The sequence below is a fragment of the Sodalis sp. RH20 genome (assembly GCF_047324205.1).
GTDB lineage: Bacteria > Pseudomonadota > Gammaproteobacteria > Enterobacterales > Enterobacteriaceae > Acerihabitans.
The window spans coordinates 4,029,043-4,052,062 of the sequence record NZ_CP178733.1 but is presented as its reverse complement, the minus strand read 5'-3'; the positions used below and the strand labels follow the sequence as shown (position 1 = coordinate 4,052,062).

15 protein-coding genes are annotated in these 23,020 nt (G+C 59.6%); 6 read left to right on the top strand and 9 right to left on the bottom strand.

Annotated features, from left to right (window positions below; translation table 11 throughout):
* Nucleotides 1–160: 160 nt before the first annotated feature.
* Nucleotides 161–1,450: a DUF445 domain-containing protein gene (locus ACL2XM_RS18630; RefSeq protein WP_413731368.1), complete on the bottom strand. Its 1,290-nt coding sequence runs from the start codon at nucleotides 1,448–1,450 to the stop codon at nucleotides 161–163.
* Between the two features lie 586 nt (nucleotides 1,451–2,036).
* On the opposite strand from ACL2XM_RS18630, the gene ACL2XM_RS18625 reads away from it, so the two are divergent.
* Nucleotides 2,037–4,445 carry a DUF3772 domain-containing protein gene (locus tag ACL2XM_RS18625; protein WP_413731366.1) on the top strand — a complete coding sequence of 803 codons (2,409 nt, stop codon included), beginning with the start codon at nucleotides 2,037–2,039 and terminating at the stop codon, nucleotides 4,443–4,445.
* Between the two features lie 72 nt (nucleotides 4,446–4,517).
* Here ACL2XM_RS18625 and ACL2XM_RS18620 read toward each other — a convergent pair whose 3' ends face one another.
* Both ACL2XM_RS18620 and ACL2XM_RS18615 read right to left on the bottom strand, forming a co-directional pair.
* The gene (locus tag ACL2XM_RS18620) at nucleotides 4,518–5,060 is read right to left on the bottom strand and encodes an N-acetyltransferase family protein (RefSeq protein ID WP_410012318.1); all 543 of its coding nucleotides are present in this window, start codon (nucleotides 5,058–5,060) and stop codon (nucleotides 4,518–4,520) included.
* Nucleotides 5,061–5,183: 123 nt separating this feature from the next.
* Nucleotides 5,184–6,518 (bottom strand): MFS transporter, encoded by a 1,335-nt coding sequence (locus ACL2XM_RS18615; protein ID WP_413727248.1) that lies wholly within the window; start codon nucleotides 6,516–6,518, stop codon nucleotides 5,184–5,186.
* Nucleotides 6,519–6,833: 315 nt separating this feature from the next.
* Between ACL2XM_RS18615 and ACL2XM_RS18610 the strand changes: the two genes are divergently transcribed.
* From ACL2XM_RS18610 to ACL2XM_RS18600, 3 genes are all read left to right on the top strand, one after another.
* Nucleotides 6,834–8,486, top strand: coding sequence for a glucan biosynthesis protein D (locus ACL2XM_RS18610; protein WP_413731364.1), 1,653 nt, complete (start codon nucleotides 6,834–6,836; stop codon nucleotides 8,484–8,486).
* A gap of 343 nt (nucleotides 8,487–8,829) precedes the next feature.
* Nucleotides 8,830–9,612 carry an ABC transporter ATP-binding protein gene (locus ACL2XM_RS18605; protein WP_410012315.1) on the top strand — a complete coding sequence of 261 codons (783 nt, stop codon included), beginning with the start codon at nucleotides 8,830–8,832 and terminating at the stop codon, nucleotides 9,610–9,612.
* A gap of 244 nt (nucleotides 9,613–9,856) precedes the next feature.
* Nucleotides 9,857–10,825: an MBL fold metallo-hydrolase gene (locus tag ACL2XM_RS18600; RefSeq protein WP_413722013.1), complete on the top strand. Its 969-nt coding sequence runs from the start codon at nucleotides 9,857–9,859 to the stop codon at nucleotides 10,823–10,825.
* 14 nt (nucleotides 10,826–10,839) lie between these two features.
* On the opposite strand, the gene ACL2XM_RS18595 is transcribed toward ACL2XM_RS18600, so the two are convergent.
* The 4 genes from ACL2XM_RS18595 to agp all read right to left on the bottom strand — a co-directional run bounded on the left by ACL2XM_RS18595 (nucleotide 10,840) and on the right by agp (nucleotide 14,630).
* Nucleotides 10,840–12,102 (bottom strand): MFS transporter, encoded by a 1,263-nt coding sequence (locus ACL2XM_RS18595; protein ID WP_410012313.1) that lies wholly within the window; start codon nucleotides 12,100–12,102, stop codon nucleotides 10,840–10,842.
* Between the two features lie 26 nt (nucleotides 12,103–12,128).
* Complete coding sequence (locus ACL2XM_RS18590) at nucleotides 12,129–12,596, bottom strand: MarR family winged helix-turn-helix transcriptional regulator (RefSeq protein WP_410012312.1); 468 nt, start codon at nucleotides 12,594–12,596, stop codon at nucleotides 12,129–12,131.
* 138 nt (nucleotides 12,597–12,734) lie between these two features.
* Complete coding sequence (locus tag ACL2XM_RS18585; RefSeq protein WP_410012311.1) at nucleotides 12,735–13,232, bottom strand: thiol-disulfide oxidoreductase DCC family protein; 498 nt, start codon at nucleotides 13,230–13,232, stop codon at nucleotides 12,735–12,737.
* 81 nt (nucleotides 13,233–13,313) lie between these two features.
* Nucleotides 13,314–14,630, bottom strand: a complete 1,317-nt coding sequence (agp, locus tag ACL2XM_RS18580; protein ID WP_413722016.1) for a bifunctional glucose-1-phosphatase/inositol phosphatase — start codon at nucleotides 14,628–14,630, stop codon at nucleotides 13,314–13,316.
* 379 nt (nucleotides 14,631–15,009) lie between these two features.
* Here agp and ACL2XM_RS18575 point away from each other — a divergent pair, with 379 nt between their 5' ends.
* Together ACL2XM_RS18575 and ACL2XM_RS18570 are read left to right on the top strand one after the other, a co-directional pair.
* Nucleotides 15,010–16,059, top strand: coding sequence for an aldo/keto reductase (locus tag ACL2XM_RS18575; protein WP_410012308.1), 1,050 nt, complete (start codon nucleotides 15,010–15,012; stop codon nucleotides 16,057–16,059).
* 285 nt (nucleotides 16,060–16,344) lie between these two features.
* Entirely contained in the window at nucleotides 16,345–20,571 is a 4,227-nt protein-coding gene (locus ACL2XM_RS18570) for a hypothetical protein (RefSeq protein ID WP_413731363.1), read from the top strand.
* A 17-nt stretch (nucleotides 20,572–20,588) separates the two neighbouring features.
* Here the strand turns inward: ACL2XM_RS18570 and ACL2XM_RS18565 are convergent, their stop codons facing one another.
* Nucleotides 20,589–22,094, bottom strand: coding sequence for an efflux transporter outer membrane subunit (locus ACL2XM_RS18565; protein WP_413728941.1), 1,506 nt, complete (start codon nucleotides 22,092–22,094; stop codon nucleotides 20,589–20,591).
* A gap of 2 nt (nucleotides 22,095–22,096) precedes the next feature.
* Nucleotides 22,097–23,020, bottom strand: a complete 924-nt coding sequence (locus ACL2XM_RS18560; RefSeq protein WP_410012305.1) for an efflux RND transporter periplasmic adaptor subunit — start codon at nucleotides 23,018–23,020, stop codon at nucleotides 22,097–22,099.

Here is a 23,020-nt window from a genome sequence, read left to right as displayed (position 1 = left end):
TTGCCGGCGGGAAAAGTAAGCGGGGCGCCATAATATTATGGCGTGCTATATAAGGCATATTGGAGCATGTTAATTAAGAAAGGACAGTGGATTTTTCGTTAATGTATTTGTGATAAAAAAGCGCTTGCTAACGAACGCAAAAAAATGCCGTTGTTTATTGTTATTGCAACCATAGGCGCAGCATGGCCGGCACAGCCGGTAATTGCGACAGCAGGTACAACACCAGGCCGATAAATCCCCCCACCAGCGTGCCGTTGATGCGAATAAACTGCAGATCCTTGCCGATGTTCAGTTCTATTTGCCGCGACATATCGCGCGCGTCCCAGCTTTTTACCGTATCGCTGATATGCTGGGTCAGGAAGGCCGAGAAGTCGGGCGCCATGCGCAGGGCCGCCTGTTCCAGATGCTGGTTTAACGAAGCGCGCAGGTTGGCATCCTCCGCCAGCGTCCGGCCCATCCAGAGGCCGGCGTCGGTCACCTTGCCATGCAATACCGAGTCCGGCCGATCCAGATCGTCTTTCAGCCAGCCGCGCACATCACCCCACAGGCCGCTGATATAGGTATTCAACACCTCATCGTTTTTCAAGTAATGTTTGATTTCCTCCGCCCGGCGGGCAGTAGCGGGGTCGTGTTTTAGCCGCTCGATCAATTTTTGCGCCAGCCGATCGAACCGCCCGCGCAGCTCATGGCCGCGATCGCGGCCAATTTCATCCAGCCAGGCGTTCACCGCGTTGGCCACCGCCGTGGCGCTGTGTTCGCCAAGCCATTCCGTCGGCAAAACCTTTTCTTTCAGCGGATGCTCACGTTTAAGCCATTGGATAATCTGATCGGCGATAAGCGTGCGGGTGGAAGATTTGTTCAGCAGTTTAACCAGTTGGCGCAGCCCCGCGTCCAGCAAATCCTGATGCCGGCCGTCTTTGGTCAGGCTGTCCAGGATGGCGCCGACGGAAACGGACAGGTCGATTTTATCAATCACAGCGTCCAGGGCGCGGCGGATAAAACCCTGGATGCGCCGGTCATCGGTAAAGTCGAGAAAGCCGCGCATCAGCTGCAGGATTTGGCCGCCCAGACGATCGGCGTTGGCGGGGTCGGTCAGCCAGCCGGCAATGGTCTGCGCCGGATCGTGTTTCCTGATAAGGCCGGCAAGGGACGACGTATTGAGGAATTTTTCCCGGACGAACAGCGCCAGGTTATCGGCAATTTTGTTTTTATTGCGCGGAATAATGGCGGTGTGGGCGGCGATGAACGGGAGCGGCACCCGCCTGAACAGCGCTACGACGGCAAACCAATCGGCCATGGCGCCGACCATTGCCGCCTCGGCGACGGCTTTGATTCCATCGCGCCAAAAGCCGGGCGGTATAAACAGCGTCGCGACAAATATGCCCGCGGCCACGGCCAATAACAGCAGAGCCACCCGTTTGATTTTTTTCAGTTCCGTTTGTTTAGTCATAAAGTACTAATATCGGCATCCATCAGGCGGCCGTGGCCTTGGCGCTCTAACGCTCGGGGACAGCCGCCGGTGACTGCGCAGAAGAGGCGCACGCCATCGGGCGTGTGAACGACTTCTCGTGCGGTGGTTAACGTTCAGGTTCCTTAAGCGTAGTCGGCATTTCATCCGGCGGTAAACGAATAGGCGGCCGATCCCTTCCTTCGCGCGCCTTGCCGTTAACGCATTCTTATCACCTGCCGGCGCCGGCGTGTTCAAGAGAAGTCTTAACGCGTTTATCCGTGATTTGCCCTACGATACCGTCGGCAACGCCCCCGTCACCGGCAGCCATCGTGCAAGTTTCCTCCGCTGACGGCAACACGCTTGATGGTATTCAGTGTAATATTAGTGGGCAAATAAAATGCCATACAATATTAAACCGTTATCGGCCTAGCGGCGGACGACGGCAGATAATAATCAGTACCGGCAGTTATCTGTGAGCGTCGCATGCACAACAACCGGCGTAGCGGCCACGGCATCGTTGATTTTCGGAATCATTTACTCTATGTATAACTTTTTCTTTCGGACATGTTTGCACCGTTGCGTCCTGATGGTGTTTATCATCGCGGCGGGTTTTTCCCCCATCAATGTTGTCTTTGCCGCCGATCCCGCACCGGCCGGCGCCGCCCCCGCCGCGCCGAAACTGGTGGCCAGCGTGGAATTGCCCAAACTGCAAAAGCAGTTGGACAGCATCAAGCAACGCGTCTCAGCCGCCACCAATGACAATCAGCTGAGCGCGCTGAACGATGAGACGCTGCAATTAGCCGCCGACGCCGACGCGCTGGTGGCCGCCATCCAGCCGGATCGGGCCCAGGTCCAGGCTCAGCTCGATATCCTGGGGCCGCCGCCCGCCGAGGGGGCGATGCCCGAGACCAGCGTGGTCGCCCAGCAACGCAATGCTCTGAATAAAAGCAAAACGCTTATCGACGGACAGCTCGAACATGCCAAGGCCATCAGTACCGGCGCCACCAATTTATCAGTGCAAATCGTCGATATCCGCCGCAATGCGCTGCGCACGCAGATGGCGCTGAACTCGGGCAGCATCCTGTCGGGTAGCTTCTGGTCGCCGTTGTTCAATACCGCGCCGGAAGACAAGCGGCGTCTGGACAATTTCGGAGAACAGTTAAAAGAGGCCTGGCTTGCGGCCTGGGAGCCCGAGTGGCGCTTTGGCTCGGCCGCGCTGCTGATCATGGCGCTGGCCGTCTGGGCGTTGGCCAGTCGGTTATTGGACAAGCTGACGGCGTGGTTCTGTATCAATATCCTGCCGGAAGGGCGCCTGCGGCGCAGTTTCCTGGCCTGCGCCACGGCGCTGGTGACCGTATTCAGCGTCGGGCTGGGGGCGCAGCTGATTTTGCTGCTGTTTCTCCGCCATCCCGATGTCTCGCAGCTGGTGACGGATTTTATCATCGAAATCTTTAAGCTCACCCTGTTTTCGGCGTTGATTGCCGGGCTCGGCCGCGGATTGCTCTCCATCAAGCGCCCCTCGTGGCGGCTGATGGCCATCGCCGATCCGGTGGCCATGGCGATGCGTTCGCTGCCGCCGATGCTGGCGTCGTTTATCCTGGTGTTCGGCGCGGTGGAGCAGATGAATAACCTGGTCGGCACCAGCGTCGCCACCACGATTTTCGGCAACGGCATTTCGGCGCTGCTGGTGGCGCTGACCGCAGGCTACGCGCCGCTGCGCACCAACCGTACCCGGCGCAAGCTTCTGGCCGAAGGCGGGGAGCCGGAAGCGCGCAGGACGCTGGCCGGGCTGATTCACTTGTGCATTACCGTCACCGCCATCGCCATCCTTGTTTCCCTGCTGATCGGCTATATCGCCCTGGCGCGGTTCCTGACATATGAGCTGGTGTGGGTGGGCATTATCCTGTCCTGCCTTTATCTGCTGATCCACCTGGTGGTGGATCTGTCCGATAGCCTGTTTTCCCCTGCCACCCTGGTCGGCCAGCGTATTAAACACTCCCTCGGCCTTGACGACCGCCACCTGGCCCAGGCCTCCACGCTGTTGTCGGCCATCGGTAAAACGGTGCTGATCCTGTTTGCCGCGGTGGCGTTGCTTAACGGCACCTTTGGTTCCACCACCCCGCTGGCGTTGCTGAACAAGGCCATCGATATGTGGGGCGGCAAGGGGCTGGAGAAGCTGAATATCGTCCCGGCGCATGTGATGAACGCGTTGATTTTCCTGGCCATCGGCATCTATGTGCTGCGCTCGGCCAGGCGATGGCTGGATAAGGATTTCCTGCCGCAGACCATGATGGAGCCCGGCATGCGCGCTTCGCTGGTGATCCTGTTCAGCAATATCGGGTATGTGCTGATCGCCCTGCTGACGCTGTCGACGCTGGGCATCCAGTGGAACAACCTGGCGTGGATCGTCAGCGCCCTGTCGGTGGGCATCGGTTTCGGCTTGCAGGAAATCGTGAAGAATTTTATTTCCGGCATTATCCTGCTGATTGAGCGCCCGGTAAAAGTAGGCGATTTGATCACCATCAGCGGCGTCGAGGGGGACATCCGGCGTATTAACGTGCGCGCCACCGAAATCCAGCTGGGCGACAGGTCTACCGTTATCGTGCCGAATTCACAGTTCATTTCCCAGAACGTGCGTAACGCCACCATGGGCAACGCCCAGGGCGTGGCGACCATCGCCCTGACGTTCCCGTTGGATATCGACCCGGAGCAGGTGCGTAATCTGTTGCTTGAGACCTACCGCGATCATGAGTCCATCCAGGATACGCCCGCGCCCTCGGTGACCTTCAGCCAGCTTGGCCCCAGCGGTATTACGCTAAGCGTAACCGGGTTCGTCAGCAGTCCGCGTATCGTGGCGGGCACCAAAAGCGATCTGTTGTTTGACATGCTTAAACGCATGCGCGCCGCCGGCATCGTGCTGTCTACGCCGCAGAAAATGATTTTCGAGAATTCGCCGCCGTCGGCGCCGGGCATACTGGACACCACGGCCCAGTAGCCCGTTAAAACCGCGGCGTCGGCAATGACGGGCCTGGCGCCCGGCGGCGGGGGATCCGTTATGGCATGGCCGCTATGCGGCCGGCCCGGGCAAGGTATCCTGTCCTTCACCCAGCGGCCGCTGCATCAGCAGCGTGTCGACCCAGCGGCCATGCTTAAACCCAACGGCGGCCAGGGTGCCGATAAGCCGGAATCCCAGTTTTTCGTGCAGACGAATGGAACCAATATTGCCGCTGTCGCCGATAACCGCCAGCATCTGGCGCCAGCCGCCCCGCTGCGCCCGCTCGATGGCCTCGGCCAGCAGGGCATAACCTATTCCCTGGCCGCCCATTTCCGGATGAATATAGACCGAGTCCTCCACGGTAAAACGGTAGGCATGGCGCGGACGATATAATCCCAGGTAACAGTAGCCGACCACCCGACCGTCGAGCCTTGCCGCCAGCCAGGGCAATCCCTTCGCCAACACGCCGGCGCGCCGCGCCGCCATGTCCGCCAGGCAGGGTGGTTCGGTCTCGAAAGAGGCGATGCCGTGCAGGACATGCCAGGCGTATATCGCCTGGATGGCGGTCATATCCGCGTCGGTGGCGTCGGTGATGCTTAAGGGGGTAATGGACACGTTATCGGCCTGTCAATCAAATACATCAGGCGTTCAGCATAATGCAGAAATTCCGCGCCGGGTAGCCGCTTTCTCTTATCGACGCCATAAGCAAAACAGGGTACCGCCGCATTTTGGCCCCGGCTAGTCATTTTGTCCCACGCCCGCCGGCATGGCCCGTGCACGTCGGAACACCGCGCCGTAGCGACGCATCCTCGGCAACAACAGCGCCGCGATAAGGCCCAGCAGCGCTGCCAGCGACAGCCAGGCCCCCGGCATGGCCTTATCGCCGCTGGCATGGATGAGATAGCTGGAAACCGCCGGCGTAAAACCGCCGAAAATGGCCGTCGCCAGGCTGTAGGCCATGGAGAAACCGGTGGCGCGCACGTCGGCCGGCATGACTTCGGCAAGCGTGACCACCATGGCGGCGTTATAGCTGGCGTAGAGAAAAGACAGCCACAGCTGGGCCATCATCAGCCGGCCGAACGCCGGGGCGACCACCAGCCAGTGCAGCACTGGATAAGCGGTCAGCAACATCAGGGCGCTACAGGCCAGCAACAGCGGCCGCCGGCCGATTTTATCCGACATGGCGCCCATGACCGGCAGCCAGAACAGATTGGAAACGCCGACGCACATCGTGACGATAAAACTTTGCTGCTCGCTGAAATGCAGCACGCTTTTGCCATAGGTGGGCGTAAAGGCGGTGATCATATAAAACGCCACGGTGGTGGTGGTCACCATAAACATGCCCACCAGCACCAGCCGCCAGTTTTCCGCCATTGAGCGCATGATATCGGCGGTATGGGGATGGTGGGGGCGCTGTTTGAATGCATTGGTTTCCTCCAGCATGCGCCGGATCCAGAACAGCACCGGCACAATCAGGCAACCGATAAAAAACGGTACCCGCCAGCCCCAGGCCGCCATGACGGCCTCGCCAAACAGATGATGCAGCGCCACGCCGAGCAGGGCGGCAAAGATAACCGCCACCTGCTGGCTGGCGGATTGCCAACTGACATAAAAGCCCTTCTTGCCCGGCGGGGCGATCTCGGCCAGGTAAACCGATACGCCGCCCAGCTCCACGCCGGCGGAAAACCCTTGCAGCAGGCGTCCCAGCAGCACCAGCGCCGGCGCCGCCACGCCCAGGGTGGCGTAGCCGGGCACGCAGGCGATGGTCAGGGTGCCGAACGCCATCAGCGCCAGGGTAAGCAACAGCCCCTTGCGGCGGCCGTGGCGGTCGATATAGGCCCCAAGCACCAGGGCGCCCAGCGGGCGCATCAGGAACCCGGCACCGAAGGTCATCAGGGTCATCATTAACGAGGCGAACGGATTATTATTCGGGAAAAACGCCGCGGCGATGGCGCTGGCGTAATAGCCGAAGACCATAAAATCGTACATTTCCAGGAAGTTGCCGCTGGTGACGCGAAAGACGGTCATGATGCCGGCCTGGTGAATCCCGGCGTGGGAGTCAGGTGAAGACATAATTAATAACCCATGCAATCAAAAACATTTTATTAACATTGCCGCCGGGGTTTAAAAAGTGATCCAAGTCTCATTTATCTTCATGGCTACGTTAACCCCAAAGCAGAGAGATATTTTTGCCCAACCCGCGCATCCGCGACGTATTTCCCGTAAACTCATTGGCGCTGTAATTTTTTTCCGTGGAATTTTTTATCCCGCCCGCTGTCGAAAAAGTCGAACCCGGGAGGAGCCGAGTGCCCGAAGCCCGCCGCGACGCCTGTCGGCGCACGGCTCCGCGCGGTCACTATACTGCCAGTCATAGGAACCTTTTCCGGCATGGAACGAAGATCATTTATCAAAGCTTCATTGGCCCTGGCCGCCTATTGCGGCGTGCCCGCCATGGCATCATTATTCGTGCGCTCGGCGCAGGCCGCCGACACCGTCGCCGACGGCAGCGCAACCGCGTTTGATTTTTCCAGGCTGAAGACCATGGCCGCCAATCTGGCGGGGCAGGCCTTTGGCGGTCCTCCGGCAGAACTGCCGAAGACCCTGGCCGAACTGACTCCCCAGGCTTATAACGATATCCAGTACGATGCCAACCATTCGCTATGGCATGACGTCCCCGGCCGTCAGCTGGATGTGCATCTGTTTCATGTCGGCATGGGATTCAAGCGCCGGGTGCGGATGTATTCCGTTGATCCGCAGGCCCATCTGGCCAAGGAGATCCATTTTCGGCCCGAGCTGTTTAACTACCATAACGCCGGGGTGGACACCGCTCAGCTCCAGGGGCGCGATAACCTGGGTTTTGCCGGTTTTAAAGTCAATAAGGCGCCGGAGCTGACCCGACGCGACGTGGTTTCCTTCCTTGGCGCCAGCTATTTCCGCGCGGTGGACGATACCTATCAGTACGGCCTGTCGGCGCGCGGGCTGGCCATCGACACCTTTACCGATCAACGGGAAGAATTTCCTGATTTTGTCGCTTTCTGGTTCGATAAACCGCAGCCCGCCGATACCACCTTTACGTTGTACGCGCTGCTCGACAGCCCCAGCGCCACCGGCGCCTATCGTTTTGTCATCCATTGCGAGGCCGAACGGGTGGTAATGGATATCGAGAAACATATCCATGCCCGCACGGCCATCAAGCAGCTCGGCGTGACGCCGATAACCAGTATGTTCAGCTGCGGCACCAACGAACGGCGCACCTGCGATACCATCCATCCGCAAATCCACGATTCCGATCGCCTGGCGATGTGGCGCGGCAACGGCGAATGGATCTGCCGCCCGCTGAATAATCCCCAGCGACTGCAGTTTAACGAGTACCTTGATGAAAATCCCAAGGGGTTCGGCCTGCTGCAGCTCGATCATGATTTTGACAATTACCAGGATGTGATCGGTTGGTATAATAAGCGGCCCAGCCTGTGGGTAGAGCCGGTGGGCGACTGGGGCAAAGGGTCGGTCAACCTGCTGGAGATCCCGACCACCGGCGAAACCCTGGACAATATCGTCTGCTTTTGGCAACCCGCCGAGCCTATCCAGGCCGGGCAAGAGCTCAGCTTCAGCTATCGTCTGTACTGGAGCGGCGAACCGCCGGTCAGCAGTCCCCTGGCGCGGGTTAAGGCCACCCGTACCGGCATGGGCGGATTCCCTGAAGGCTGGGCGCCGGGCGAGCACTATCCCGCCACCTGGGCGCGCCGCTTCGCCATCGATTTTGTCGGCGGCGACATCAAGGCCGCAGCGTCCCAGGGGATAGAACCGGTGATTACCCCCACGCGCGGCAAGATCGATAATATCGAGATCCTGTTTGTCGAACCGATGGACGGGTATCGTATCCTGTTCGACTGGACGCCGGACAGCGATTCGATTGACCCGGTGGAGCTGCGCATGTTCCTGCGCACGCGCGGCAATGTGCTGAGCGAAACCTGGCTGTACCAGTATTTTCCGCCGCCTCCCGATAAGCGTAAGTATGTCGACGACCGCCAGATGAGCTGACGGAACCGCGTTGCTTGCACCGGCAGCGCATAGGGCGGAGCGGGCAGCTCCGCCCTTTTTCAACGTCCGGGCCATGATGCGCGGCCGATCAGCGGCATTTGGGCCACGCTGAGCCGCAATGCGTTATGACCGGGCCTCACCGTAGTGCATTCCTCCCCTCTCTTGCACCAAAAGCGGAAGTATGGCCGCCGCGTACGTTTGCCATCCTGGAAAAAATCCACGAATAACATGATTAATCATACGGTTACCATGAGTGTTTTTTGTGCTCATTATTGGCCCTGTAATTGCTTGCTCTTGTCTATACAAGTCCCACCTTCGCGTTATTTTCTGATGGAGCCGCCGTATGCCTTCCCCCATAACCCTGTCGATGATCGGCATTCGCAAATCCTTTGGCGACCAGGAAGTATTAAAAGGCATATCGCTGGATGCGCGCCAGGGCGAGGTGATTTCCCTATTGGGCGCCAGCGGCTCCGGCAAAAGCACTTTTCTGCGCTGCATCAATTTGCTGGAAACGCCGGATGAAGGCACCGTGGCCATTGGCGGCGAGACCATCGTCATGAAGCGACACCGGCGCGGGCATCAGCAGCCCGCCGATCGGCGCCAGATTGATAAGATCCGCGCCCGGCTCGGAATGGTGTTCCAGAATTTTAATCTTTGGCCCCATATGACCGCGCTGCAAAATGTGATCGAAGGTCCACAGCATGTGCTGAAACGAACGCGCAAGCTCTGTATCGAACGGGGCGAACAGCTGCTGGCGAAAGTGGGGTTATATGATCGCCGCAATTATTATCCGTCCCAGATGTCCGGCGGCCAGCAGCAGCGGGTCGCCATTGCGCGCGCGCTGGCCATGGATCCGGAAGTGATGTTGTTCGATGAGCCGACTTCCGCGCTCGATCCAGAACTTGTGGGCGAGGTGCTCAAGGTCATGCGGGCGCTGGCGGAGGAGGGCCGCACCATGCTGGTGGTCACTCATGAAATGGGTTTCGCCCGCGGCGTTTCCAATCGAGTGGTGTTTATGCATCAGGGCGCTATCGAGGCGCAGGGCACGCCGGAGGAATTATTTAATCACCACCCGTCCGAACGTTTCCGGCAGTTTATCTCCAGTCATCAACAGCGGGCGCAGTAGCGAAGGCAACACGCGCATGGCGCTTTACCGGGGCGGCCTTCCGGCTATAGTTGCCCGTACACCCGGCAGGCGCGCCGTTGGGCAGCATGGCAAGCCGGTATTCCCTAGGGATGTCGGCCCACGCTAAGCCACGCCGGCATAGGGATAGGGCATTGATTAGTCATGATATTGATGTAAAAGTGAGCGATTGCAGGTAAGGTAGGAAGGCTTCTCACTACCTGAACCCATCGCCGGAGGACTTATCATGATGATTAAAGCCGTTACCCGCGCCGCTATCCTGCTCTGCGCCGCGGCAATGATGCCGTTTGCGTGGGCTGCCGCCACGCCGCAGATCAAAAGCCAGGCCCCGGGCTACTATCGGATTATGGTCGGCAATGCGGAAGTCACCGCCCTGTATGACGGCAGCTCCACCTTTCCCCTGACCCTGTTTAAAAACGCCACGCCTGAAGAATTGCAACGTTATGTCGCGCAAGTGGACGGCGACGCGCCCAAGGTGGTTAACGGATCGGTTAACAGCTTTCTGATCAATACCGGCGAACACCTGATCCTGATCGACAGCGGCGGCGGCAAACTGCTGGGCCCGGGTTTCGGTCAGGTAATGGCCAATCTGAAGGCATCTGGATACGCACCGGAGCAAGTGGACACTATTTTATTAACCCATATGCATGGCGATCATATCGGCGGGCTGGTGACCGCCGACGGCAGGCCGGCCTATCCGAACGCCACCGTCTGGGCGGCTAAGCCGGAGGTGGACTACTGGCTGTCGGCAAGCCGGGCCGCCAAGGCGCCGCAGGCGCAGCAGGCGGGTTTCCAGCGCGCGCGGGATATCCTGACGCCGCTGAAAGACGCAGGCAAACTGAAAACCTTTACCGCCGGCAAAGACCTGCTCCCCGGCCTGCAGCCCATTGCCTTGCCCGGCCATACGCCGGGACACAGCGGTTTTGTCCTGGAACAAAGCGGGCAGCGTATTTTTTTCTGGGGCGACATCGTGCACTACTCCGCCCTGCAGTTCGCCCATCCGCAGCTGGCGGTGGGGTTTGACGCCGACGGCGCCCAGGCGGTGAAAACCCGTGCCGGCCTGTTAAAACTGATGGCGCATCAGAGAACACTGATTGCCGGCGCCCATATCACCTTTCCCGGCATCGGTTATGTCAGCGAAAACGGGCAACAGGGATACCGTTGGACGCCGGTGGGTTATGGCGAGGTACGCTAAACGCGTTGGCCGGGTTAACGCGGCGCGGCCAGGGGATCGTCGTCGAGGATAAAGCGCAGGCGCCGCTGTTCGACACGCACGCGCAGGTGACGATATTTAACCAAGTAGTACATGCCGACCAGCGCGGCGGCCAGTCCCGCGGCGGCGCCGATGCCCATTGCCCAGCGCGGGCCGAACCTGTCGGCCACCCAGCCCACCGCCGGGGCGCCGATGGGGGTGCCGCCCAGGGCGATGGCCAGGAAAATGGCCATAACGCGCCCGCGCATGGCGGGTTCGGTGGTCAGTTGCATCAGGCTGATTGCCGAGGTGGTTAACGTTTGCGCCGTCACGCCGATAAACACCAGCATGACGCTGAACAGCAGATAATTGGGCATAACGGCGGCAAGCGCCAGGCCGAGACCAAAGATGAGGGTATGGGTGAACAGCAGTGAGATGCCGGTGGTGGCGCGCCGGGCGGCGAGCAGCGCGCCGATAACCGAGCCAAATGCCATCGTCGAGGTTAACAATCCGTACTGGCTGGCGCCGGTATGAAATACGCTGACCGACATGGTGGCGATAAAAATAGGGAAATTCAGCCCGAAGGTACCCATTAAAAAGATCATCAGCAGGATGGTCTTGAGTTCCGGCCGGGCCCAGACATAACGAAATCCCCCGGCGAAGCTTCCCGGCGCGCGCATCGTCCGGTCGCGCGCATACAGTTCACCGTGACGCAGGGCATGCAGCGAGCCCAGCACGGCGATAAAGGAGGCGGCATTGATAAGAAACAGCCAGCCCGATCCCACCACGGCAATCAGTATCCCGGCAAGGGCCGGGCCGACCATGCGCGCCGTGTTGAACGAGGTGGAGTTCAGCGCTACCGCATTCGGCAGGTCGGCTTGCGCCACCAGCTCGGCGACAAATGTCTGGCGCGCCGGCGCGTCGAACGCCGTGGCGCAGCCCAGTAAGAACGCAAATACATAGACGTGCCATAACTGCACCAACCCGGTCACCGTCAGGAGACCCAGTGCCAGAGCCAAGATGCCCATGGACGCCTGGGTGGCGATCAGGAGTTTTCGCCGGTCGACATAATCGGCGGCGAATCCCGTCAGGGGCAGCAGCAGGATCTGCGGGCCAAACTGCAGCGCCATCACCACCCCGACGGCGGTGGCGTTATTATGGGTAAGTTGCGTCAGCACCAGCCAGTCCTGTGCGGTGCGCTGCATCCAGGTACCGATATTGGACACCAGCGCGCCGCCGGCCCATATCCGGTAATTGACATTGCGTAATGAACGGAACATCCCCGTGGCCGTACCGCCTGGGCCGGTCATGGGCGCGGGTCGTCGACAAGGCGTTGAAGCAATGCTACCGCGTTGGCCAGTTCCCGCTGTTCCTGCGGCGAGAATTTGGACCGCACGGCCTGGAACAACCAGTCCTCCCGGGCCGCCCGATTGTCGGCAACCCACTGCCGGCAGGCGTCGGTCAATGAGAGCAAGGTCTGCCGTCCGTCGGCCGGGTCCGCCGTGGCGCCGACCAGTCCGGCCGTTTGCAGGGCGGCCACGGTGGCGCCCATGGATTGCGGGCGCATGCCCTCGCACCGGGCAAGGCCGGTGACGGTCATGGGGCCCTCGCGCTCCAGGCGGATAATAACGGCAGTTTGCGCCGGCGTCAGTCCGCCCGGCCGAGTTTCCTCGCGCAGCCGGCGTTTCAGCTGGCCGATCAGGACACGAAAATCCCTGACCAGGGTCAAGGTACGCGCGGCATCGGCATCGTTGGGTAGCAATTGGGTTTTCATAACGGAATGAATAGCAGATATACAGGTAAACTACAAAGGTATCCTTCATAAATAGTGCGCGCGGATGTTAATGCCGGTAACTTGTTATGACATTACGGCGCCCGGGTTCAGCCATGGCAACGGGTAAAGCGCAACACCTCAGCCCCTGCCGTGATCCAGGTAGCGACGACCCTGGCCGTCATCGGGGGGCGGGGTGCCGGCGGGCAGCTTGCCGAACCAGCGATAGCGATTGCGGGCGACGGCGTTATAGATGCCGTCTTTGATCACCTGCGGGAAAAAACGCAGGATCAGCAGTGCGCGCCATGGCCAGCCAAGCTCGGCCAGGGCGGCGAAAAAGGCCGTCGAGCGGGTCGATACCTCGCCGTTGGCGATATAGGCGATGGTGCTGAAGTTATCGGTGGGCAATCCGGCCCAGCGCAGAAGATCCTGGCCGGCCGGCGATTGCACCGTGGCCAGATGGATTTTTTTGCGCCGGTCGGCGCGGATCAGAAAACGCACCAGCCGCTGGCATAACACGCATTCGCCGTCAAACAGGATCACCCGCTCGCCGGCCAGCAAATGCGGTGGGGGCGTGAGGCGTTGATTGCGGATAACATAGAGCAGCGGCGCGGTTGATTTGCGTCTGGCGTTTTCCATGATGCTTACCCCCTTAAAACCGATCCCGGCGCCGCGCCACCGGGCGGCGCCGGGTGACTGCCTCCCGCCGCGCCTGCGGCGTCAGCCCTGTAAATCCTTGAGTACTGCCTGTTTGAACTGCGCCATCGGGCAGAACCCGCGGGCATCCACCGGACATCCCGCAATATGTAGAGTGACACGTTGCGGCGGCGCGGAAAGCGACAGCGCACGCGTATTGCGAATTTGCCTGGCGGTGGGATACACATATTCGATTTTCATCAGATCACGATTGTGTCGAGCGTCGTGCCAGCGCTGAAATACCACGGCGCCGCTGATGGGGGTGCGTTCAAACTGGCCCGGCAGTTGATAATCGCCGGTGCGCAGCGCCGCCAGGAGCGAGGCGATATTGGAATCATGACCTGCCAGCACCGTCAGCTTCGCCCGCTGCGCGGCCTGTTGATTGGCATCCGCCGCCGGCTGGACATCCAGGGCGCCGGCGATAAAGCCCAGCAGGGGCTTGGCCGCATTGGCGGCGATGGCCGGCGAGCCGAACAGCGTTTCGTGGTACAGGTTTTTAATTGTCTCCAACTGTCGCCATTGCTTATCGGTGGTCACTTTGCCCCAGGCGACATCCTTAAGCGGAAAGCCTTCATAATATTGCAGCATAAACGCATCGGTGGCGCCGGTGGCGGTGCGCAGCGGGCCGTTGATGCCCGGTTCCCTGCCGGTGGTCAGCGTCACCGACGACGGTTGCGCGGCAAGATCACAGGTATGGTCCCGCAGGCAGACCGTGCTTTGCCGATAATCCAATACGGTTTCCAGCAGGCGGTAGTTCGGCTGCAGCCGCTGGTTCAGGCCGTCGATGCCGCCGTCCCCCGCGTGCCGGTTAACCGATTCCAGCGCGTTTTGCTTAAAGCTATCGGTCACCTCGGCGGTGATGATCGGATTAAACGTCGGATCCATGGTGCCGACGGCGGCCTGATGGGTAACGTCAATGCCGCAGGTGGGAAAGGCGCCGGCGATAAATGCTTTTGCGGTATCAATGGTGCGCGGCAGGCTGTTGGCATAGATAAACACCTGCTGGTCCGCGGGGCAACCCTCCCTGGGAAGCAGGCCGGTTTGCGCCAGCCATTGCCGGAAATAGCGGCCGACATGTTGTTCCACTTCGCCGCCCTTGGGGGTGAGCAGTCCGCCGTCGGTTTGCCATACCGGCCATTTTTGCGGCGTCGCTTCCGCCAGCGCGTCGCCATAATTCACCAGCGGCGCGCGGATACCGTGGCGGCTGAGCGCCACCACTTGCTCCAGGGTATAACCCGCGGGGATCCGGGCGTTGTTTTCGGCTGCCCGCAGGGGGGCGGAAGACATGGCACATTGCAGCGCCAGCAGGCCAAGGGCATAACCGGGGAGTGTTCTTTTCATTGATATTTTCCTAAAAAAACCGATGCCAATTATATGCAGGTAAATATATTCTATTGAATATAAAGTATTTTCAGAATAGTCATTAATAAGGAAAATAGAGGGATCGACGTCACACTGCCGGCACCGCCCCTGACAAAAACACAAAAAGTTACTTAAACCGCCATGCTTACCGGCGTGATCCGGTATAAATTAATCTGGTCTATACTCAGGATCGGCAAAGCGTAGGCGCGCTACCACCGGCCCCGCGTTCTGTTATCCATCCCCTCTCTGTTCCCTCCCTGCCGTGCCTGCCGCTGATGCGCGTCGCATTTGTTTAATTTAAACACGGATGTCCATGTTGCGGCGGGCCACGGCGGGGAGATTTTTTTTCGGAGGAATTATGCGTTACAGCACATTCGGCAATACCGGTTTATTTGTTTCCGAGCTCTGCCTGGGCACCATGACCTTTGGCGGCGAGGGCGGCATGTGGGGACAGATCGGCAACCTGCAGCAGGCGGACGCCGAACGGCTTATCGGCCGCTCCCTGGACGCCGGCATCAATTTTATCGATACCGCCAACGTCTATTCGGAAGGCCGGTCGGAAACCATTACCGGCCAGGCCCTGAAAAACCTGAAGGTGGCGCGGGAAGACGTGGTGGTGGCCACCAAGGTCTTCGGCGCCAGCGGCACCCAGGGCGTGAATTCCTCGGGACTGTCGCGCTTTCATATTATGGAGGGCGTGAAGGCCAGCCTGAAGCGCCTGCAGCTTGATCATATCGATCTCTACCAGGTGCACGGCTTCGACCCTGCCACGCCAATCGAGGAAACGCTGTATGCCCTGGATAATCTGGTGCAGCACGGGCATGTGCGTTATATCGGCGTCTCAAACTGGAGCGCGTGGCAGATCATGAAGGCGCTGGGCATCTCCGCGCGCCTGGGATTGGCGAGGTTTGAATCGCTGCAGGCCTACTACACTATCGCCGGCCGGGACCTGGAACGGGAACTGGTGCCGTTGCTGCAAAGCGAGAAGGTCGGCCTGCTGACCTGGAGCCCCTTGGCCGGCGGCTTGCTAAGCGGCAAATACGACCGCCATACCGCCGGGGTGGAAGGCAGCCGCCGCACCACCTTTGATTTTCCGCCGGTTGATAAGGAACGCGCGTATGACTGTATTGACGTCATGCGCGAAATCGGCGATGCCAAAGGGGTGTCGGTGGCGCAGATCGCCCTGGCCTGGCTGCTGCATCAGCCGGTGGTGACCAGCGTTATCATCGGGGCGAAAAAAATCGAGCAGTTGGAAGACAATATCGCCGCCACCGCCATCACCCTGTCGCCGGATGAACTGGCCCGGCTGGATAAGGTCAGCGCCCTGCCGGCGGAATATCCCGGCTGGATGCTGGAGCGCCAGGGCGAGAATCGTCGCAAGCGCCTAAACGAGGCGAATAAAGCCTAGCGCCTCCCGCCTGGTGCAATATTTGCAGGCATCGGCGCGCGGCATATATCAATGCGCCGCGCCGATGCCAGTAAAAGGCGAATGACGGCGTGAAGCGTCTTAGGGAGGTATTTTATTAATTACTTATCTTCACACTACTTTCATTAAAACAAATATAATATTTTTATTTATGGGCTCTGATAATGAAATCACGTCATTTACAGTGTCCCGCTAGGTAATATTGAGGTTCCCCCCTGTTATAATCAATATCCCAAGGTTCTTTAATGTCCGCTGCCGGAGTTAATTATGCCGCAATGTCCCCTTGCCAGCAGAAATTGCATTGGTATTTATCATAATAAAACCGCCATTACCGTTGCGGATCAAAAATATCAGCGTCAAATCATTCGCTATTTATCCGAGCACCCCGGCGACCCGCTTAAACGCGCGCGCGCGGATCTGCTGCTGCAAAGTTTGCTATTTATAACGAATATCACGGCTCATACGTCGACCCGCATTTTGCCGCCGGCGGCGCATAAAAAGAACACACATTCGCCGGTATCGCCGGCTGCCCCGCTCGCCGCTGAACGCCAGACGGGGAACGCCGGCGATCGCCGCCATTATTGGCACGCCAGCCTTATTCTCGCCCGAACCGATGCGAAAGCGGGTGAGGGGGGCATATTGCCCGCCATGGTCAACCCGGCGTGGATAAAATCCGGCGACGCCGAAATGGGGCGCGGTGACGTAATCGCCGGCCGCTCCACGCTCGCGCGGCGCCAGCGTCGGCATGCGGCATTAAAAACCAGGCATGATCATGGCATAAACCTGCGCGGCCCGTCCGGCGTGGATGATCCGGCGGCCAATAAAGTGAAAGCCCAAACCCGCCGGATTACGGCGTGGCTGATAAAAGAACGTCTCGCCGCCGTTGACGATGTCGCCAATCATATTTACCCCTTGATCAACCGATGTATTGATTCTTTACAGGATAATCCCGGCATATTACCCAGCCTGGCCAGGGAACTGAGCAAGCCGTCGGGTGATTTTGGATCATATCGCGCGGAGCTATTATCTGAAAAACAGCAGCAGCGTATTTTCAGCCAGTGGCTGGATGCGGTGGTCTTTAAACCCGGCATCGGCGAGTTTATTGCCCGCGCCCTGGTGTGCGACAGGTCCGGCGACGATGAAAATCCCCCCTCGCGCACGGCCATAAGGCACCTATTTTCCGCCATCGAAGCTGAGCTGGCGGCCCCCGCCACGGCGCAAGAGGACGCGGCTTCCCCGGACGCGGGCCAGGCGTTAAGCCAATCCGCCCAGCGCTATATCCTGGACAATGTGGTCTTTGCCGACATGCCGACCTTGCGGTTTTATAACGAAACCGCGCCTTTTGCCGGCATGGATGTTGGCAGCGTGGAATGGGTCTATTTGCATGCCGGGCTGCGTTATGCCGACAGCCTGGCGCTGGACGGTTCTCTCCTGTCGAAAGAAGAATTGCTCCAGCTAGGGTATTCGCTGGAAGAGATGCTAAGCGCCGCGGTGATTGATGCCGAAGTGTTGTTTTTATTTGACGCGCCGGCCAGGATTTTTTATAGCCGGCAACAAAGGTTGCCGGCGACAGAGCGGCAGGTGGAAAATATCTTCCATGGGACGAATGCCTCCTCTGTTGCCCTCGAGGCGTTCTTTGCCGCCGGCGAAAAATATAAAAACGACCATAATCCGGCGGAAATTTTACTCTCGGCGCTGGGGAAATACCAAACCCGTACCGCATTGTCGCCGGATCTGGCGCAGGCTACGGCGCTGTTCCAGAGTCAAAATGAGGATATTGCCGCTAAATACGCCGTGGTGGACGCATTAATGCTGTCGCGGTTGCTGGAGGATCGGGCGTCGGTGGCGTCTGAATTTATCGCCGGCGCAGCGGTGAGGTTAATATCGGCAAAATTCAGCGCCTTTAAAAGCCTGAAGCATCTCATGGGCGCAAGGCATATTCCCCGACACGCTTATTCCATCGCGCTATTGCCCGAGGTAGACCTGCTGGCCGCGTCCGTGGGGAGCGAAATACGGATTTTTGCCCTGCGACCCTCGCAGGCGGGTTATAGCCTTGAGCGCGTGGATAAGATAACGGCACATTATTATGCGCTGATGACGGACCCCACGACGGCGAGAAAAGATCCGGACTATCAGTTGGAAATTTATGAGAAGGCCGTCAATGCGCCGCTGATGAAAAGTGCCGGCGATACGCTGGGGCCGTTGATCGAAAATTTGGTCATGCGGCATAAGCAGCGGCTGATGGACCAATTGCATCAATTCGGTTTTGAAGAAACGTCATGGGAAAAAACACAAAAGTTCCTGCTGTCACTGGTTCCGTTTCATGATTGCTTAACGGGACTCGAGGAAGGGCGCAGGGAGGCGATCATCCCCTGCCTGACGGACGCGTTTTCCCTGGTTCCCCTGGCTGGGCAGGGCGTGGCGCTATCGGCCCGATTTGCACAACGCGGCGCCATGGGCGGCATAGTTGCCCTGCGCGCCAGCCTCGGCGCCCTGGTTGTGCGCGCGTCATTCAGGGAAACGCTGCGCCGGGCCGGAACGGATGTCGTCCACTTCGCCGTGCTGCCGGCGTCGCGCGAGCTGAACCGCCAGGCCATGATTTCGCTTGGCCTGACGGCCATCAGGGCCATGGATCCCGGCGTTGAACTGGCGGGCTTCGCCGGCGCCCGGACGTTTAAACAGCTGGTCTCCATCGCCGAATTCATGAACGGCCGACTACCGGTATGGCAAAAAATACGCCTGGGGCTTGAACAGCGTCTACCGCCGGTAATGGCGCCGCCCGCTACACCGGTAATAATGGCTCGGCTGGCGGGGCTGGACAAGGAACTGCCGGTGGTAAAACTCGGGGGCGATAAGCTGGCGGGCCAGGACGTTTATGTCCGTTTTAATCCCGAGACCGGCGAAGCCTTCGGCAAAAAATACCAGTTGGCCCTTGGCAATATATTGCAGGCGATACCTTTGCCCATGGCCAAACGGTTGCGAAACATTCTGGAGCAGGGTATGGGCGGGCGGGGCGCGCCGGGGGCGGGGAAAGCATTCGCCGCCGCATCTTCCGGCCAGCCCTATGCCTGGGTCACGGCCCAACACCTGGCGGCATGGGTGGAAAACGCCATCGGTCCATTACCGACCACTACCCTGGCCCTTATCGCGCGGTGGCGCATTTCTGTGCGCCAATGGCGGGGCTATGTAAGCCCGGACGGGGTATTAACGGCCCGGGGGCGCGAGATGTTGCAAAACGCCGCGCCGGTGACATGGCGTCGCATTCTTGACCTGCCGCCTGCTATGCAACAGCGTATCCTGGGTCCTTCCTACCCGGGGACATTAAGCCATACCGGCCTTGCTTCTCCTGCAGCGGATAACGCTCATCGCGTCCTGGCGCTTTTTCCCCGGCAATCCGATTTGCTCCTGGCAAAAGAACATGCCCATTTCAATGACATATGGCATCGATGGGCAGCCGGCGGGAGCAGCCACGAACAGCGCGGCAATGCGGTGGTAACATTGCAGTTCTGCCTGCGAGATAACCTGAAGGAACTTGATTTAAGGGGGTTGGGCCTGAGGTCTTTACCCACGGCATTACCGCCACAGGTGGTGAAACTGAAGCTTAGCCACAATGAGCTGCGACACTTTCAAGGCGTTCCGCTGCCCAATTTAACGCACCTGGATATCAGCCATAATCGTTTTAGCCTGTTACCCCGGGTGCAGGCGGATAAGCTGGAAACCCTTATCGTCCATCACAACCAGTTACAAAAACTTCCCGCCACGCAGGCGCCGAACTTGTCCGAACTTGACGTCAGCTATAACGAGATTAATATGGTCAACCTGATTAGCCATGGGAAATTGATGTCGTTAAAACTTAATAATAATGAATTAACCACGTTACCCGACATTAGCCAGCTGAAATTAAAAAGTCTTTACCTGGACCATAATTTTCTGACCGAGTTGCCCCGGTTACCGGAGACGTTAACTATTTTCAGCGCCGCGAATAATATTTTAGCGCAGGGAATGGCGGTATTACCGCACAAATTAACCAATCTGGATCTTAGCTTTAATTTAATCAACAAAATACCCCAGCAATGGCAGTTCAGCCAGTTGTTGCATCTGAAACTCAATAACAACCAGATAAGTGATATACAGCGGCTATTGCCGCCAACGCTGATTACCTTGTCGGCAAACCACAACTTTATCATGGAACTGCCGCCAACCTGGCCACCTAAAATAAGGTTTATAGGGCTACAGCATAATGATATCACCACGTTGGCAAACACCCACTTCCCGCCCGGGCTGCGGCTGATCAACCTGAACCAAAACCATATCCAGTCCCTGTCTGAAAACTTGCCCGCCGGCATAAAAAAGATTTTCATCGCCGACAATAAATTGAAAGCCATTATGACCAACGTGCCGCGTGACCTGGAGCTTATCGACGTTAGCAAGAATATGATTAAGCAGCGCCCCGCGCATTTGCCCGTCGAGGTGGAATTTATCAATACCCCTTAGCGGCAGGGCGTGCGCCTCTATTTTATCGCGCCCTGCGCTGTTTCCCAGCCCCCGCCCAGCGCCCGGAACAGCATCACCTGATCGTCGGCCAGTTGCGCCTGCGACTGCGCCAGGGCGGCGTCGCTGTCGGCCAGGCTGCGTTCCGCGTCCAGTACATCCAGATAGCCTATTTTGCCGCTGGCGTACAGCCGGCGGGTTTTTTCCGCCACGTCACGGGTTTCTTTACCCGCAGCGCGCAGCGCCTGGTAGCGGTCCAGTTCCCGGGCGTAGTTATTCAGGGCGGTCTCCACTTCCCGCAGCGCGGTCAGGACGGAACCGTCAAAGCGGGCCAGACTGGCTTTTGTGGCCGCCTGGGACTGGGCGATGCGCGCCTGCGCCACGCCATTATTGGGGATCGTCCAGGAAATCAGCGGTCCAAGGCTCCAGCCATAGGTATCTTTTTCGCCGATGCCGTTCATCAAGCCGGCGGAGCTGCCCGCCAGGCCCAGGGTGATTTTGGGATAGAGATCGGCCATCGCCACGCCGACCCGGGCGGTGGCGGCGGCCAACTGACGCTCGTTCTGGCGGATATCCGGACGGCGGCGCAGGAGCGCGGCGCCGTCCCCCATCGGGATAAGCCGGCTGAGGCGGGGCGGCGTCACGCAGTCGGCGACATCATGCGGAAAATCCTGCGGCAGCGCCCCGGTAAGGGTGGCCAGACGGTAGAGCGCGTTCTGGCGCTGGGCCAGCAGTGGCGGCAGGGTAGCCGTGAGCTGTTGCAACTGCGCGCGGGCGCGTACGGTATCCAGTTCACCGGTGCGGCCCGCCTGTAGCAGCCGGCCGGTTAACGCCACCGATTGACGCTGCAGGTCGATAGAACGCCGGGCGGTTTGCAGCCGCAGGCCGGTGGCGCAGATCTCGGCATAGGCGCGGGCGGTGTTCGCCGCCACGTTGATTCTGACCAGATCAAGGGCCGCCCGGGCCGCCTCGCTGTCGGCGTTGGCGGCCTCGATGGCGCGCTGGATCTGGCCGAACAAATCCAGCTGATAGGACAAGTTCAGGCCGCTGTCGTAGTGCCAGGCGTTATCCGGCACATAACCCGGCTGCAATTCGGACAGCCCGGACGGATGGCCGTAATAAGGCCTGGCGTTAACGCCGAGCGTGGGATTTTGCGCGCTGCCGGCTTCCCTGAGCAAGGCCTGCTCCCGCTCAAGATTGGCCATGGCGACACGCAGATCGGTATTACGCGCCAGCGCCTGGGCCACCAGGCGGTCAAGCCTGGCATCCCGGTAAAGCTGCCACCAGCGGTCCGGCAGCGGTTGGGCGCTGGCCGGCGCGGCTCCGGCCTGCGCCGGGGCGTTCGTTTTTTCATCCACCAGCGGCAGGCTGCCGGCGCGGGTGACCAGCGTTGATGCGGGAGCCCGGTAGTCCGGCCCGACCGGTTGTAACGAGCAGGCGTTCAGGCCGGCCAGGGCCAGCACTATGGCGCAGGCCGGCCCGAACGGAAATTTTTGATATCCGGCAATCATGGCTTGCATCGGCATGGCTAGCGTCCTTGCGCGACGGGATGGAGGTTAATGATGCCGCTGGACGACCCCGCCACCTCCACGGTAACCGTCTCGCCAGCCACCAGCCGCTGATCCGGCGCTAAAGCGCCGATTTTCACCCGTACGGGGATACGCTGCGCCAGCCTTACCCAGTTAAAGGTCGGGTTCACGCTGGGCAGCAGGTTATCGCCGGTCAGCCGATCGCGTTCGGCAATGCCGGCGGCGATGCTTTCCACCGTACCCTTGAACGGCCCATTGCCGCCCATGGGGATAACCCGGACCGGATCGCCAAGGTGAATGCGCGGCAGCTTGGTTTCCTCAAAATAACCCTCGACGTAAAACGATCCGGTATCCACCAGCGCCATCACCGGTTTGCCGGTGGTGGCATAGCTGCCCTGGCGCAGATCAAGATTGGTCACCATGCCGTCGACCGGCGAACGCACCTGGGCCCGCTGCAGGTTCAGCCGGGCGCTGTCCAGCGCGACCTCGGCCTGGGCCAGGGCGTTTTGCGCCTGGTCGAGCTGGGTGCGGGTGCGTTCCCGTTCCTCCTGCGGGATCAGCGTGCCCAACTGGGCATTGCGCTTGTCCTCGCGCTGGGCCTGGGCGATGGCGATGCGCTGGGAGTTAAGGCCGACTTCCGCCTGCCGCACCGCCAGTTCATAGCGGCTGCGATCCACCACGAATAACAATGCGCCGGCCGCCACGCGCTGGTTATCATGCACCGCCACCTCGGTCACCAGGCCGGAAACATCCGGCGCGATGGGCACCACGTTGGCGCGCACCCGGCCGTCCCGGGTCCAGGGGGCCAGTTCATAATGATCCCATAGCTGCAATACCGCCCAAATGGCCGCCAGCGTCACCAGCAGGGTAATCAATACGCGGATCGCTTGCCGCGAACGTAAGGCAAAAGTGTCGGATTTCAT

Coding starts and splice junctions, on each gene's coding strand:
- ACL2XM_RS18630 (WP_413731368.1), bottom strand. CDS start 1,450: ATGACTAAACAAACGGAACTGAAAAAAATCAAACGGGTGGCTCTGCTG.
- ACL2XM_RS18625 (WP_413731366.1), top strand. CDS start 2,037: ATGGTGTTTATCATCGCGGCGGGTTTTTCCCCCATCAATGTTGTCTTT.
- ACL2XM_RS18615 (WP_413727248.1), bottom strand. CDS start 6,518: ATGTCTTCACCTGACTCCCACGCCGGGATTCACCAGGCCGGCATCATG.
- ACL2XM_RS18610 (WP_413731364.1), top strand. CDS start 6,834: ATGGAACGAAGATCATTTATCAAAGCTTCATTGGCCCTGGCCGCCTAT.
- ACL2XM_RS18605 (WP_410012315.1), top strand. CDS start 8,830: ATGCCTTCCCCCATAACCCTGTCGATGATCGGCATTCGCAAATCCTTT.
- ACL2XM_RS18600 (WP_413722013.1), top strand. CDS start 9,857: ATGATGATTAAAGCCGTTACCCGCGCCGCTATCCTGCTCTGCGCCGCG.
- ACL2XM_RS18595 (WP_410012313.1), bottom strand. CDS start 12,102: ATGTTCCGTTCATTACGCAATGTCAATTACCGGATATGGGCCGGCGGC.
- ACL2XM_RS18590 (WP_410012312.1), bottom strand. CDS start 12,596: ATGAAAACCCAATTGCTACCCAACGATGCCGATGCCGCGCGTACCTTG.
- ACL2XM_RS18585 (WP_410012311.1), bottom strand. CDS start 13,232: ATGGAAAACGCCAGACGCAAATCAACCGCGCCGCTGCTCTATGTTATC.
- agp (WP_413722016.1), bottom strand. CDS start 14,630: ATGAAAAGAACACTCCCCGGTTATGCCCTTGGCCTGCTGGCGCTGCAA.
- ACL2XM_RS18575 (WP_410012308.1), top strand. CDS start 15,010: ATGCGTTACAGCACATTCGGCAATACCGGTTTATTTGTTTCCGAGCTC.
- ACL2XM_RS18570 (WP_413731363.1), top strand. CDS start 16,345: ATGCCGCAATGTCCCCTTGCCAGCAGAAATTGCATTGGTATTTATCAT.
- ACL2XM_RS18565 (WP_413728941.1), bottom strand. CDS start 22,094: ATGCCGATGCAAGCCATGATTGCCGGATATCAAAAATTTCCGTTCGGG.
- ACL2XM_RS18560 (WP_410012305.1), bottom strand. CDS start 23,020: ATGAAATCCGACACTTTTGCCTTACGTTCGCGGCAAGCGATCCGCGTA.